General features: G+C 38.7%; 10 protein-coding genes. 1 reads left to right on the plus strand and 9 read right to left on the minus strand.

Annotation, left to right across the window (positions count from 1 at the left end):
* Positions 1-119: 119 nt before the first annotated feature.
* The 5 genes from IM638_00830 to IM638_00850 form a co-directional block, all read right to left on the minus strand.
* The gene (locus tag IM638_00830) at positions 120-797 is read right to left on the minus strand and encodes a hypothetical protein (protein ID MCA6361556.1); all 678 of its coding nucleotides are present in this window, start codon (positions 795-797) and stop codon (positions 120-122) included.
* 67 nt (positions 798-864) lie between these two features.
* The gene (locus tag IM638_00835) at positions 865-1,692 is read right to left on the minus strand and encodes a helix-turn-helix transcriptional regulator (GenBank protein ID MCA6361557.1); all 828 of its coding nucleotides are present in this window, start codon (positions 1,690-1,692) and stop codon (positions 865-867) included.
* 280 nt (positions 1,693-1,972) lie between these two features.
* On the minus strand, positions 1,973-2,632 hold the full coding sequence (locus IM638_00840; protein MCA6361558.1) for a hypothetical protein: 660 nt from the start codon (positions 2,630-2,632) through the stop codon (positions 1,973-1,975).
* 169 nt (positions 2,633-2,801) lie between these two features.
* Entirely contained in the window at positions 2,802-3,872 is a 1,071-nt protein-coding gene (locus IM638_00845) for a diguanylate cyclase (protein ID MCA6361559.1), read from the minus strand.
* A gap of 174 nt (positions 3,873-4,046) precedes the next feature.
* Positions 4,047-4,949, minus strand: a complete 903-nt coding sequence (locus IM638_00850; GenBank protein MCA6361560.1) for a hypothetical protein — start codon at positions 4,947-4,949, stop codon at positions 4,047-4,049.
* Positions 4,950-5,107: 158 nt separating this feature from the next.
* Between IM638_00850 and IM638_00855 the strand changes: the two genes are divergently transcribed.
* Positions 5,108-6,178: a tyrosine-type recombinase/integrase gene (locus IM638_00855; GenBank protein ID MCA6361561.1), complete on the plus strand. Its 1,071-nt coding sequence runs from the start codon at positions 5,108-5,110 to the stop codon at positions 6,176-6,178.
* Positions 6,179-6,567: 389 nt separating this feature from the next.
* Here IM638_00855 and IM638_00860 read toward each other — a convergent pair whose 3' ends face one another.
* The 4 genes from IM638_00860 to polA form a co-directional block, all read right to left on the minus strand.
* Positions 6,568-7,491: a hypothetical protein gene (locus IM638_00860; protein ID MCA6361562.1), complete on the minus strand. Its 924-nt coding sequence runs from the start codon at positions 7,489-7,491 to the stop codon at positions 6,568-6,570.
* A 917-nt stretch (positions 7,492-8,408) separates the two neighbouring features.
* On the minus strand, positions 8,409-8,891 hold the full coding sequence (locus IM638_00865; GenBank protein MCA6361563.1) for a hypothetical protein: 483 nt from the start codon (positions 8,889-8,891) through the stop codon (positions 8,409-8,411).
* A gap of 210 nt (positions 8,892-9,101) precedes the next feature.
* Complete coding sequence (locus IM638_00870) at positions 9,102-9,869, minus strand: hypothetical protein (protein ID MCA6361564.1); 768 nt, start codon at positions 9,867-9,869, stop codon at positions 9,102-9,104.
* 238 nt (positions 9,870-10,107) lie between these two features.
* Entirely contained in the window at positions 10,108-12,924 is a 2,817-nt protein-coding gene (gene polA / locus IM638_00875) for a DNA polymerase I (GenBank protein MCA6361565.1), read from the minus strand.
* Positions 12,925-13,098 lie beyond the last annotated feature (174 nt).

A 13,098-nucleotide genomic window follows, 5' to 3' on the forward strand; every position in this document is an offset into this window, starting at 1 on the left:
AAAACCTTTATTAAATATACTGAACTTAATGGCAAATGCAAAAAATATTCTGCTGCTGAAAAAATACATTTGCAACTTGCACAAGCTCCGCATTGCGTGTAGCTTGTGTTGGTGGCAGTTTATTTTGCTATTAGTTTGAATATGTTTTTTCTAGTTAATACAAATATTAATGTTACTGTAATTGTCCAAACGGTTACCAGAACTGGTGAACCGAAAATCCAATTTTTGCTCAATACTCCCATTGCTAGCAATGTATTCATACCTAATAGAACTATCAATATGTCAAAAATAAATGGCAATAGTAAAAACATTAAAAACCATCCGATTTTATGCCTGTTTTCAATCAGTCTGTATGCTTTTATGAGAGGAAAAGCTACAATAAGTATAATCAAAATCAAAACGATAATCCTCGATAAATCCCAGTTATCAATAAATGTATCAGCCACCACCACTTCGTCTCCACCGCCAAATATTGGATTTAATATTCTTCCAAAGGGCATGTTAGCAAATATCAATGAAAAACCTAAAGCTTTTTGGTTTTGGTTATTATTATCCAAAAGAAAACTTCCAAACCAAATCATTACAAATGTAAATACTGGTCCTGCGATAGTTGAAAATATTCCATATGGATTTGTTTCACAGCTATCGCAAAGTCCCCAAACATTAAAATCTCTTTGACCCCAACATCCGCAAATTAAACGTCCAACAGAAGTGTGAACTATTTCATGTGCTTCGTGCATCATAAAAGTCAGAGCTAAAAATGTCAATACATATTGGAATGTTAATTTTATTTTCATAGTCAGTTATTTTAATCGACTACAAATTTGGCAAATTGAATACTGATAAAATTGTAAAAGATTTACCTTAACTATATATCCAATGAATATTACTGCCTTCAATCGTTTTTAGATCTTTAAAGAAAGCCTTTGGTGTGAATCCAGTTAATGATTTAAAATCGCCTACCATATGCGATTGGTCAAAGAATTCAATTATATAACTTAATTCGGACAATTTGGTATTTTGATTGGACTGATGTTTTACTGATAAGGCATTTCTGAAGCGAAGGATTTTCTTATACTCTGAGGGTGTTTTGCATAAATGTTTTTTGAAATGTGATATTAGTGTCTTTTGGCTTACTTTACACTCTTCTGCTAAATCAGATGTTTTGATATTATAATTTTCTTGAATTAGATGAATGGCATTGTATAAAAAAGGATGTTCAAATCCAATAATTTTAGTTGCCCAATAGGCCTCTAATTCTTGAGCTAATAAAGCTTTGTCTTCTATTTTCAATATTTCGCTCATAGATTTTTCATAATCCAAAAAAGGTACAAAAGAATCATAATAACTAGTGCTATAAGTTTCCAGTGATTTTTCTAAAAAAGCATTAAGACCTAAAGGTTTAAAATAGATGCAGATTTCTTTTATGTCTCCTTCATATTGAAAGCAAATAGGCTTATTAAATCTACAAACCAAGCCGGTATTTATAGATTTCGACTTGGAAAATTTGGTAATAATTTTTTTTGAAGTTATTATGCTTTCCGAATTTAGTTCTACTGATACAAATGTAATAATGGAAGGAAATGTTAAATAACTGACTTTCTTTTCATTTCGAGAATGTTCCAAAATGTAAAAACTGTCAATGTATCTTTGAAGCTCTTTGTTTTGTGGTTTGAACGTTTTAATTTGCATGCAATTGCTAAGTTATTGAGTTTGTTTTGTGACACTAACTGACGTTTTGTTTAATGTTTGATTCCGTTGTTTATAGGCTTTATTTGGAGTATAAATTCTCCCTTTTTCTAATCCTTAACTTCGGAGATCGTGGAGTGAGTCTAAGAGTGAATTGCCACCAACGTTTTCGGGCTTTGCGTTGGTGGGCTTTTGAAACCGTAAACTGTCTGCCAGCACCAAAGTTAATTAATTGCTAAAATGTTTCTATTCGTACTGTCCGCCCACTAACGCAAAACCCGTGTTAGGCACAGTTATTATATTTCTGTAGTAGTTCGTCAAAGTTTATTTTTTCCGTTTCTAAATGTCCCGATGCTCCATGTGTTTTCATAAAATTCCATTTTGCTTTCTTGTCAATTTTCACTGGCTGAACTTTTTCACTTAACGGGTAAATCTGTCTGCCAACGAGTTTGAAAAAGCTGTCCTCGTATATTTCAAAGTCTAAGCATGGGAACTTTTTATTTAAATTGTATTCAGTGTCCCACATATATAAAACTTCGTTGTCGTTAAGCTCAACAATATACAAGTCGCTTTCATCTTCATATTCTGGTGCTATTGCAATACGTTTGGTGTTAACTAGGCAAGTGTCAACCGTCCCTTTCTCTATAGCTGAACTTAGTTGTCGTAAAAATAATTTATGTCTGTTTTTCTGTTTGTAGATTTCGTAAGGCCCAAAAACAATAAACGAAAAGGCGAAAACAGCAATTGTCCCGAAAAGAAACGTCCAAAAACTGTCTGGAATTATAGTCGTAATATATGTCAAACCTGCTCCTAAAAGTCCAGCAATAAGAAAATGATAGAACTTAATTTTACTACTTGTTTCCTTTTCTTTCTGCGTTTTCAATGTCTTTAATATTCGCAACTCGTCAGGGTGAAAATTTCTTGTCGTATAAGCAATGTTCATTGTTATGGTGTCTGTCTTATAATTGTGCCTAACGGTTTGCAGCTTGGCGAAGTGGCGGATTTAGAAGTGCTTAGTTTCAATTTAGCACAAATGTTTATTAGAAATCCGAATGTTCAATTTAGCACTGAACCCGCCATTTTGCCAAACTGCTGTTGTGCGTTCGTATTTCTTAAAATTGCTTTTCAAAAGCCTTTTCGTTAAACTTAAATATATTTCCGTCTGCCATTCCAAAAAACAAATTGTTTTTGTTGTCTTTATAAATAGTCCAAATCATTGGGTTAGATAGTTTGTTACTAATTGAATAGTTTGTCAAAGTTTTACCGTCAAATTGCCAAGCTCCTGTATATAAATCTCCAAACCAAATATTGCCTTCCGAATCTTCTTCAATAGCAAAAGGGTGTTCCAATGTGCCTGGTTCTGATTTATTTCCATTTCTTTTACTTGTTGGATGAATTAAGTGATGCTTTTCAGAAAAATTAATTGTTGAATTACCTTCTATAAGCAAAACGCCAATTCCATTATTTCCTATCCAAATTCGTCCTTTTGAATCTGCTAATACACTTCTTATATGCAAACGCTCATTATCTTTTAGGTTTAATTTTTCTTTATCAAAGATATTTACCATTTTACCATCATAGTTAAATAGCGCTGCATAAGTTGCAATCCATACTTTACCGTCTTTATCTTTTGATATACCCGTAACACCATAAGTATTGTCAGAATTATCAGCATTTTTATTTTTAGGTTTTGGGAAAATCAAATAGTTCATATTTATTCCGTCAAAACGATTTATTCCGTCTTCCGCACCCGCATTAAACCATAAATCTCCATTGGTTTTATTCCAATCAAATATTGGGTTGTTATTTATAGATGGATAATTAGTAAACTTTCCTTTGTCATATACACTAACTCCTCTTGCAGTTCCAAACCAAATTTTTCCATTATTGTCTTCTTGGATTGAACGGATTTGATTGTCTGCTAACCCTTCATTTGTTGTAAAGTATTCAAATGATTTTCCATTATATAAACTTACGCCTTCGTTATGGCTTCCAAACCAATAATTACCTTTACTGTCCTGAAAGATAGCACGTATTCCAGAAGTAAATTTTAAGGTGTCGGTTTTTGAAGTTACTACCAATTCGGGCTTATCAGTTTCTTTTTCTGTTGATTTCTTTTCAATACAAGAAAAGTTTAAGGTCAATAATAGTAGTATGTAAATCATTTTCAATTTTTTGTTCATTGTCTATTTCGTGTTTTTCTAATATGACGCACAACGTTTTCGGGCTTTGCGTTCGGGCGGGATTTCGAAGCACAAAGTTTCAATATATTACTAAAGTTCATTAGAAGCACAATGCTCCAAGTTTGCACGTCACCCCGCCTGACGCAAAACCCGTGTTATGCACAGCCATTCTTGTCATTTGAGGTAGAAATATTCTTGAAACACCCATTTGTCACAGTTTTCAGGAATTAAGTTTGTTTTATACTTCTGTTTAGTTACCCACTCGCTAACTTGTTGTTCCCAATTTTTATCTTCTTTGTTGTCCACGCTTGTTCTTATCATAAAAATTTCGCAATTGCCTTTCTTATCAATTGTCCCGTAAACCATAATGTAATATTTGCAGTCTGAATATTCTTTTACTTCTGTCCTGTTTAGTCCTTTAATTAAACTTTCTCTAAATTTATTTCCCGTAATTAGGTCAGGAAATAAATAGCCTTCAGGATATTTAATGTCACGATAGTATTTTGTCTGAGGTTCTGGAATTTTCGTAATACTATCCCACTTTTTAAAATCTGCTTTTTTATGTCGGTTGATTATTTTTCCTGTCAACAACTCAATACAAACAATCTTATCTTCAAGAGTATTAATGTATAATGTGTCATTGGTAACATTCATTGTCTTATACCACAAAGTATGTGAACTTGTTTGTTGAAGTTTACTTTTGTCTGTTACCAAATCGTCTATGAAATATGTAATTGAACTTTTTCCGTTAATGAAAATTTCTATCAACTCCTGTTTCTCAAAGTCTGAATGCCCCCACATCCAATAGGTCGTTGTAACTAAAGTCTTCCCTGTGTTACTGATAAATGCTTCTGTTGGTAAGTAGTTGTCAATTTTGTAAAGTTCTTTTTTGCTTTTACTATCATAAACAATGGTCTTCCCAAAATTTGTCAAGTCGTAATTGTAAAATGGGATTGATTTGAAATAAAATTTCTCGTCTTCGGAGTATCTGTCATACTGATATGCGGGTCCTGGTAAGTCAGCCTTAACTGTCAAACTGCAAAAAATGGTCAATATGAATATTATTGCTCGTGTCATTCTATGGTTGTGCATAACTTTCAAATATACGCAATTATTCCATTTTTCAAATTCGAAATAGTTGCACAGCAAATCCCATTAAAACAAGGATTTAAGTAAAAAGATATATAAAATACGTATATTGCGCATAATGAATATCTAATTTGAGGATATACAAAATGCGCAATAGCTGGAATTCTTATTCATTCACATTTGGAAGCCATAAGGGGCTATCCGTGATTTGGATTTCATTTCCTAAGGATAATTTGCTGATTGCACATTTGAAAGAACATACCCGGCCGGTTTGGAGCCAAAGCAAAAAAATGTGGTACGTAAATAACAGTCCTCAACACCGGAAATTATTTCAATTAGAGGATCAGCCTTCAGGAAAGGAAGTGTTATCCCAAATTGCATCTGTTAACTTAGCGGCTTTTCAGCGTTTTAAAGAGCAACTCCTGCTTAAAGGATACAGCCAGCACACAATACGTACCTATTCCATTGAGTTTGCCCAATTACTTTATGTGCTAAAAAAATATCCTGTTGATAAACTTACTTCCGAGCGATTGCGGGCCTATTTCTTGTATTGCATACAGGAATTACAAATGAAAGAAAACCATTTGCATAGCCGTATCAATGCAATTAAGTTTTATTTCGAACAAGTGCTCCGGCGTGAGAAGTTCTTCTTAGAAATTCCACGACCTAAGAAACCGAGTTCCTTGCCTAAAGTACTGGATATGGATGATGTGAAAAAGATATTATCGCTAACAGAGAATATCAAACATCGGGTAATGCTGAAGCTCTGTTACGGTATGGGCTTGCGGGTAAGTGAAATTGTAAATCTGAGAATTTCAGATATTGACAGTAAGCGTATGCAGGTGATGGTTGTAAGTGCCAAAGGGAAGAAAGACCGTTATGTAAATTTGCCCCGGTCTATATTGGGTGAACTTCGTGAGTATTTTATTACTTACAAACCCAAAGATTTTCTTTTTGAAGGAATGTATGGCGGACAATATAGTGTGAGGAGCGTGCAGGCGGTGTTTAAACAGGCCATGAAGAAGGCGCGGATAAGGAAGAAGATAGGCATACATAGTTTACGACACAGTTATGCCACACATTTACTGGAACAGGGAACAGATATTCGCCTTATTCAGGAACTGCTTGGACATAACGATATTCGAACCACTGAAATATACACGCACGTTAGCAAGAAAAGCCAGGGCAATGTAAAAAGTCCTTTGGATGCGATGTAGGCTTGTGTTCTTAATGCGCATTCAGCCAATTACTGCCCGATGCCGATGCACAGTTTACGCACACCAATGTAAGCGGGTGTATGCAGGCGGCGTCTGCTATGTCGTTTGGCGCGGGTCGTTTTCAGTTAAATTTGGATGTGGCGCCGGGGGTGTGTAGGTTACGGAGCGGGTGGTGGTTTGGTAGGGGGGGGACGGGTTGTAGATTTGCGATGGGCAGAAATTGAAAAACTTTCAGCTCGTTAAGGTAGTTTTGTAAAGTTAAATAGTTAAAGTGAAATTTTGTTGTTGGGCAATATCAGTCAAGCTTAGAAACACAGTTGCCGCATCTACCAAAGTTGAGAGTTGTGCTTCAGTTCGCATAACGCCCACCCTGTTGGCGGCATATGCTACTAAAAATAGTCATCATCGTCCTCTTCAAGTTTTTTGTCGGAACCAATTATTGAAACGTACTGTGCCCTTTCTTTGTCGAACGGAGCATCTTCGTATCTGGTTTCTAATTCCTCCAATAGAATCTGTTTAGGGTGAATGTCAGTTAAATATTTTATATATTCATTAGCTGAATGTGATTCAAATTCAATGGGCTTTATTTTATTAATAAATTCAACAAATCCATCGTCAAATTTATTTTGAAGAAATGCAATCAGTAATTCTTTGCGAAGTGTTTTCTCCCTCTCAAAAGTAAAATCTTTGGCGATAAATATTTTGTATGCTTTTGTGTCATATGTAATTTCATAAGTATAAATATTTAAGGCACTTGCTAATTCTTCAATCAAGCCGTAAAGAGTCTGAGATATTTTGCCAATTGTTCTGCCCCAAAAGTTTCTCATTCGATTATCAATCTCTGTTGAAACAGGAAGTTCCGCAAGAATTTTTGTCTTAAGATGCTTTTCAAAAAAATCAATAAGCAAAGCCTTGCTTGAATTTTCATTATATACAGAATGAAGTCCAAATCTGTCATATCTGCTTGACTTATAGAAGTCAGATAACATTTGCAGGAAATGAATATGCACGTCTGAAAACTTTAAAGAATGCCTTTTCTTTAATCTGTTAAATAGGTCTAGGTGATTATGAGTTATTAACGATCTTTCAAAATCTTGTTGGTTGATGTGTTCTGTGTGTTCTGAAAGAATAATTGCTATTTTTAGAATTCGCTCAACACCGACAGAGGAATTATAAAGAAGCTCAAAACAATCTTCTTCAAAATAGAAAATATCCATTCTGTCAAAAGTATGTAGTGAGTTAAATATGAAAGATCCTGAAATTTGCAGTTCTGTCCCCAAACGGAAATTTTTCCAAAATTCAGTCTGATTCATGTGTCTCTATAGTTTGATGTATGTTTATAAAGTATTGTCGCCAATGTTAAAGTATTGACGTTATGGCGGAAATAGCAATGCGTCAGCAGATATAGTACAAAAGCTAGATAGCAGCACAAACTTTGAGCCTATATTCGTCAGCCGCCATAATGCCAATACAATGTTATGCGATGTTATATTTTGCTCCAAATTTCTCTTGCCAATTGCCTTGCTTGTAGCCCATAACCATTTACCTCAACAGAATTAAGAAAAATATTTTGCCCGTATTGATATTTTGGAATAAGTCTTTTGTCTGCCAAACCATTGTGATGCCTTAAACAGTTGCGAATGTCGTTTACAAACTTTACTTCAGTAAACAATTATGCCGAAATTCCTTGAAGATTCTTTTCGATAAATTTAATTTTTTCCGCTAAAGTCAAGTGCCTTGACTGTTTCTCGGCGAGTGATAAAATTAAATTGTCGCCCTTTTCTTTTATTGTTCTGAGAGTTACTTTAAAATCGTTTTTGTCTGGGTTTGTAACTAATAGTTTTACAATACTTTTAGTCAAGAAGTCCTCAAAGTCAAGAAGCCCTCAAAATGAACTAAGCCTAAAAGAAGAGCAGATTTTGTTATATGATTTTTGTAATTATCAAAATTGTTTCCATAAAGCTGTTCAATAGTCATTCTTATATTAAAACGGTAGTGATGCTTTATTCGTTGGTAAACTTGTTCATCTGAAACTTCAAGAAAACCAACTAATTGATTTAGTTGATTTGTAAGATAGTCAAGATCGTTCATTAGCTATTGTCTTAGTGACGGTTGTCAGTAGTGATAATATCGCAAAACTAACTTCGGATTTGCGAAGAAGAGGATGAGATAGCCCCGCTCATTAGCATTTTTAACTAGGCGCTGTCAAATGCGAGGTGGCGGCATAAAGTTACGCTATACTTGCGTGTCTGCTTATTGTAAATATTAGATCTGTAAAGTCGTCGTTGGGTTTTACGTCATTGCATTTATATCGCCAGCCCGTCTCGGTTTTTTCTTTTTTCATTGCGAAACCATTATGACCCATGTGTTGCGTTCCGTTGATTAGAGCCATGTTGTAAAACCTTATGTATCCCTTCTTATTTTTACATTTGACTGTAAAAGTAAAAGGAAGCTTCGACTTCTTTTTCTTTCTTTCTTCTGGGGGAATAGAATAATGTTCAAACACTACTGCTTTTTTTACAGTCTCTCCAAATATTGAGACATTTTCGGTAAAGCCAATACCCTGAATGAATTCCGAATTAGTGCTTTCGATTATCACTATAATTTCTTCATTAAGCTTAAGGCTAATGGTGTCCGACAAATAAATAGTCTCACCAGCAAGATCAACCGGTTGTCCCTTGGTTTGTATGAAATATTTTTCAAATGATGCCATTTTATGCCCTGATGAATTCGTTAGACACTTGCAATAACTAGTTGAGACTTTGCGTCTGGGTCAGTTCATGTGCTCAAAATCTGGCAAACTATACTTAACTTAAATAGTAGTATAATCCACTGATTTTAAAATCACTTCTTTTGTCACATACATACTGAAAATCAAGTTTCCCCTCGCCAAACTCTGACTTATAAAAGTAACTTAAATAAGTTATATATTATAGTTTTCTCTCGTATATTTTTTGTCATAGTTCTTTTTGTTGTTAAAGTAATTGATCCATTCCATTGTTGCGTCGTTTATGATGTTTTTATTGTCCCGATAATGAACCAAGAAGTAATAGAGAGAAATCAGATAAATAATTCCAAATATAGATCCGAGGGTGACGACTGTTTCGGAGTTGACTTTTGCTTCATCAAAAAGCAAGCAGCTTTGTGCATAAAAAATAATACCTGAAAAAAAGATATAGACAATTTGTATTTGATAAAACAGTTTAATTTCTGATGCGGGCACATAGGTGGAAATCACTGATTTTTGATTTATTGGGCGAATCCGAAGTCCATTTTTCTCTTTTTTTATTGCATTTGTTCCTGATGTGTTTTTTTCTACCCGATTAGCAAGTATCCAAAGTCCCCGCGTTTCTTTTTCATAATCTTTATCCTCGGTATTAATCTGAGCATATTTATATCTGGGAAGTTCAAATGCCACAAACGTATAGGATACTTGTCTTACGGCTTGTGAAACCCATATTTTGCCTATGTTATTGCAAATCCAAGTGAGTATTATCATAAAAAGGCAAATAAGAAAAGAGGAAAGAACGGTTTCGGTTTTCGAACTTGAATACACTAATGCCACAAAACCTGCGATCTGATAGAGGAAAAGCAATCTGAAGCTGTTGAATATCTGAATAAACTCATTTTTTAATGTAGTGTAACACTCTTTGTCCAGAGGATCAAGATTATTAATGGGATTGGGATTCATATATGCTAATTATTAATTATTTGCATCTATCTAATGTCGAAAATTAGCATAATGATTTCATAAAAACAAAATTTTGAATTGTAGCTTGAGGCAATAATTACATTGCTTTTTAACTCAAAAAATCAATGGTTTAGAATATATCCTAAAAACGACTTATGAAAATAGCCTATCCCAGCGATAACACTTAGTTATCACTGCATATCAAATAGGTTTTTGTACTCTTAACGCTAATTACACCTCAATGCGCATCCAGCCAATTATCCCCCGTTCCCATTCCCACCTCCACCGGCACGCTCAGCTTCACGGCGTTTTTCATGGCGTTTTCAATAACCGGTTTCACCAGCTCCACTTCATCCAGCGGCACATCAAACACCAATTCGTCGTGTACTTGCAGCAGCAGGCGGGTGCGCACGTTCATGGCTTTGAGTTCTTTGTGTACGTTGATCATGGCCACTTTAATCATGTCGGCGGCGGAGCCTTGTATGGGGGCGTTTATGGCGTTGCGCTCGGCGAAGCCGCGTACTACGGCGTTTGACGAGTTAATGTCGCGGAGGTAGCGGCGGCGGCCGAGGATGGTTTCTACGTAGCCGTGCTCGCGGGCAAACTCCATTTGCGTGTCCATGTAATCTTTAATGGCGCTGTACTGGATGAAGTATTGCGAAATAATTTCCTGCGCTTCCTTGCGCGGAATGTTGAGGCTTTGCGAAAGTCCGAAGGCCGATTGTCCGTAAATAATACCAAAGTTTACGGCTTTGGCCTTGCTGCGCATTTCGCGCGTTACTTCTTCCTGCGACACGCCAAATACGCGCGCGGCAGTGGCGGTATGGATGTCGTGGCCGTGGTTGAAGGCTTCGGTCATGCCGGGGTCTTTGCTGAGCGCGGCAATAATGCGGAGTTCAATTTGTGAGTAGTCGGCCGAGAGCAGGGTCCAGCCTTCGCCGCGCGGTACAAAAGCCTTGCGTACTTCGCGGCCGCGGGCGGTGCGGATGGGAATGTTTTGTAAGTTGGGATTGTCGGAACTGAGGCGGCCGGTGGCGGCTACTACCTGGTTGTAGCTGGTGTGTACGCGGCCGGTGCGCGGATTGACCATTTGCGGAAGTGAATCGACATAGGTGCTTTTCAGCTTCACCATTTCGCGGTAGTTGAGAATCTGCTCCACAATGGGATGCTTGCCCACGAGCTTCTGCAAAATGTCTTCGCTGGTGGCGTACTGGCCGGTGCGGGTTTTCTTGGGCTTGTCGCCAATGGCAAGCACTTCAAACAAAATATCGCCCACCTGCTTTGGCGACGAAATATTGAACGGTGTGCCGGCCAGTTCCTGAATGTGTTTGTCGAGCGTGGCAATTTCTTCGGCCAGCGCAGCCGATTGTTTGGCCAGCGTGGCCGTATCAAGCGTAATGCCTTCGGCCTCCATGGCGGCAAGCACTGGCACAAGCGGCATTTCCACTGTATCAAAAAGCGGGCGCACGTTTGACGATGCTAGCTCAGGCTCAAATACCTTGCGCAGCTGGAACGTTACATCGGCATCTTCGGCAGCGTATTCTTTTATCTCGTCAAGCGGCACATCGCGCATGCTTTTCTGGTCTTTGCCTTTTTTGCCAATCAGTGTTTCAATGCTCACCGGCGAATAGTGGAGGTACGTTTCGGCAAGCACATCCATGTTGTGGCGCATATCGGGCTGCAGCAGGTAGTGCGCAATCATGGTGTCAAACAACTGTCCGCGCAGGGCAATGCCGTAGCGTTGCAGCACGCTGAGGTCGTACTTTATGTTTTGTCCGGTTTTGCCGATGCTTTCACTTTCAAACAGCGCGCGGAATTCTTCCAGCAAGGCTTTCGCTTCGTCCTGATTGGCCGAAACCGGTACATACCACCCCGTGCCGGCTTCCCAGCTGAACGAGAGGCCTACAATTTCTACATTGTGTGCGTCAAGTCCGGTGGTTTCGGTATCGAAGCAGAAGCTTTGGAGCTGGGCAAGCTGTGCAATGAGTGCGGCACGTTTTTCGGGCGTGTCGGCCAGGTGATAGGTGTGGGGCGTATCGGCAATGGTTTTGTGCGTAACGGGTGCGGCTGTATCTTCACTGCTTTGTGTATCGCTTTCGTCGCCGCCGGTGTTGCCGAAAATGTCTATCTGCCCCGGTTTTGTTTTGCGCGATGCGGCCGATGTGTTTAATTCTTCGGCGGCAGGTTCTTCGCCAAGCACAATTTGCATGAGTCGGCGGAACTCAAGCTCGCCAAATACGGCGCGAATTTTTTCCTTGTCGGGCTCGCGGTAGCGGAGTTGTTCTTCGTTCAGTTCAACCGGCGCATCGAGCAGAATGGTGGCGAGTTTTTTGGAGAACAAAGCCTGCTCGGCATGTTGTTCTACTTTTTCTTTTTGCTTGCCTTTGAGCTTGTCGCTATTGGCAATCAGGTTTTCGACACTGCCGAATTGCTGCACAAGGGCAATGGCCGTTTTTTCGCCCACGCCCGGAATGCCGGGTATGTTATCCACACTGTCGCCCATGAGTCCGAGAATGTCGATGACTTGTTCGGTACGTTCAATGCCGTAGCGTGCGCATACTTCCTTGACGCCGAGTTTTTCGGGCGGGCCGCCTTTGTAACCGGGCTTATAGATGAAAATGTTTTCTGAAACCACCTGACCGTAGTCTTTGTCGGGTGTCATCATGAAGGTGATGTAGCCTTCGGCTTCGGCTTTTTTGGCGAGCGTGCCAATGATGTCATCGGCTTCGTAGCCGTCTGATTCGAGTGTGGCGATGTTGAATGCGTCGAGCAGCTGGTAGATGTAGGGGATGGCCACGCGCAGGTCTTCGGGCATTTCCTGGCGGTTTGCTTTGTAGTGTTCATAATCCACATGGCGCTGCGTGGGAGCGGCGGTGTCGAACACAACGGCAATGTGTGTGGGCTGTTCTTTCTTGAGCAGATCGAGCAGGGTATTGGTAAAGCCGAATACAGCGGAGGTATTGAGGCCTTTTGAGTTGATGCGGGGACTGTTGCTGAATGCGAAATAGGCGCGGTAAATGAGGGCGTATGCGTCGAGCAGAAAAAGTTTTTTCATGGTGTAGTGTGTGTTCGGAACAACAGGAAAGCGAAGGTAAGGTTAGTGGGCGTTGTTTGCCAGTGTGCGGGGGAAATTTAGGGGGCTTTTTTGTGTGCTGCGGAAAGTTTTTTCCTTCAAAGCCGGAGAAACTTTCCGCATTGTTTGTGCAAGTCTGTGCCTTGCGGCAGGCTG

It is taken from the genome of Bacteroidota bacterium (genome assembly GCA_020402865.1).
Classification (GTDB): Bacteria; Bacteroidota; Bacteroidia; order Palsa-965; family Palsa-965.

Excerpts from the sequence above, each read along its gene's own strand:
- IM638_00830 (MCA6361556.1), bottom strand. The coding sequence starts at position 797 with ATGAAAATAAAATTAACATTCCAATATGTATTGACATTTTTAGCTCTG.
- IM638_00835 (MCA6361557.1), bottom strand. The coding sequence starts at position 1,692 with ATGCAAATTAAAACGTTCAAACCACAAAACAAAGAGCTTCAAAGATAC.
- IM638_00840 (MCA6361558.1), bottom strand. The coding sequence starts at position 2,632 with ATGAACATTGCTTATACGACAAGAAATTTTCACCCTGACGAGTTGCGA.
- IM638_00845 (MCA6361559.1), bottom strand. The coding sequence starts at position 3,872 with ATGAACAAAAAATTGAAAATGATTTACATACTACTATTATTGACCTTA.
- IM638_00850 (MCA6361560.1), bottom strand. The coding sequence starts at position 4,949 with ATGACACGAGCAATAATATTCATATTGACCATTTTTTGCAGTTTGACA.
- IM638_00855 (MCA6361561.1), top strand. The coding sequence starts at position 5,108 with ATGCGCAATAGCTGGAATTCTTATTCATTCACATTTGGAAGCCATAAG.
- IM638_00860 (MCA6361562.1), bottom strand. The coding sequence starts at position 7,491 with ATGAATCAGACTGAATTTTGGAAAAATTTCCGTTTGGGGACAGAACTG.
- IM638_00865 (MCA6361563.1), bottom strand. The coding sequence starts at position 8,891 with ATGGCATCATTTGAAAAATATTTCATACAAACCAAGGGACAACCGGTT.
- IM638_00870 (MCA6361564.1), bottom strand. The coding sequence starts at position 9,869 with ATGAATCCCAATCCCATTAATAATCTTGATCCTCTGGACAAAGAGTGT.
- polA (MCA6361565.1), bottom strand. The coding sequence starts at position 12,924 with ATGAAAAAACTTTTTCTGCTCGACGCATACGCCCTCATTTACCGCGCC.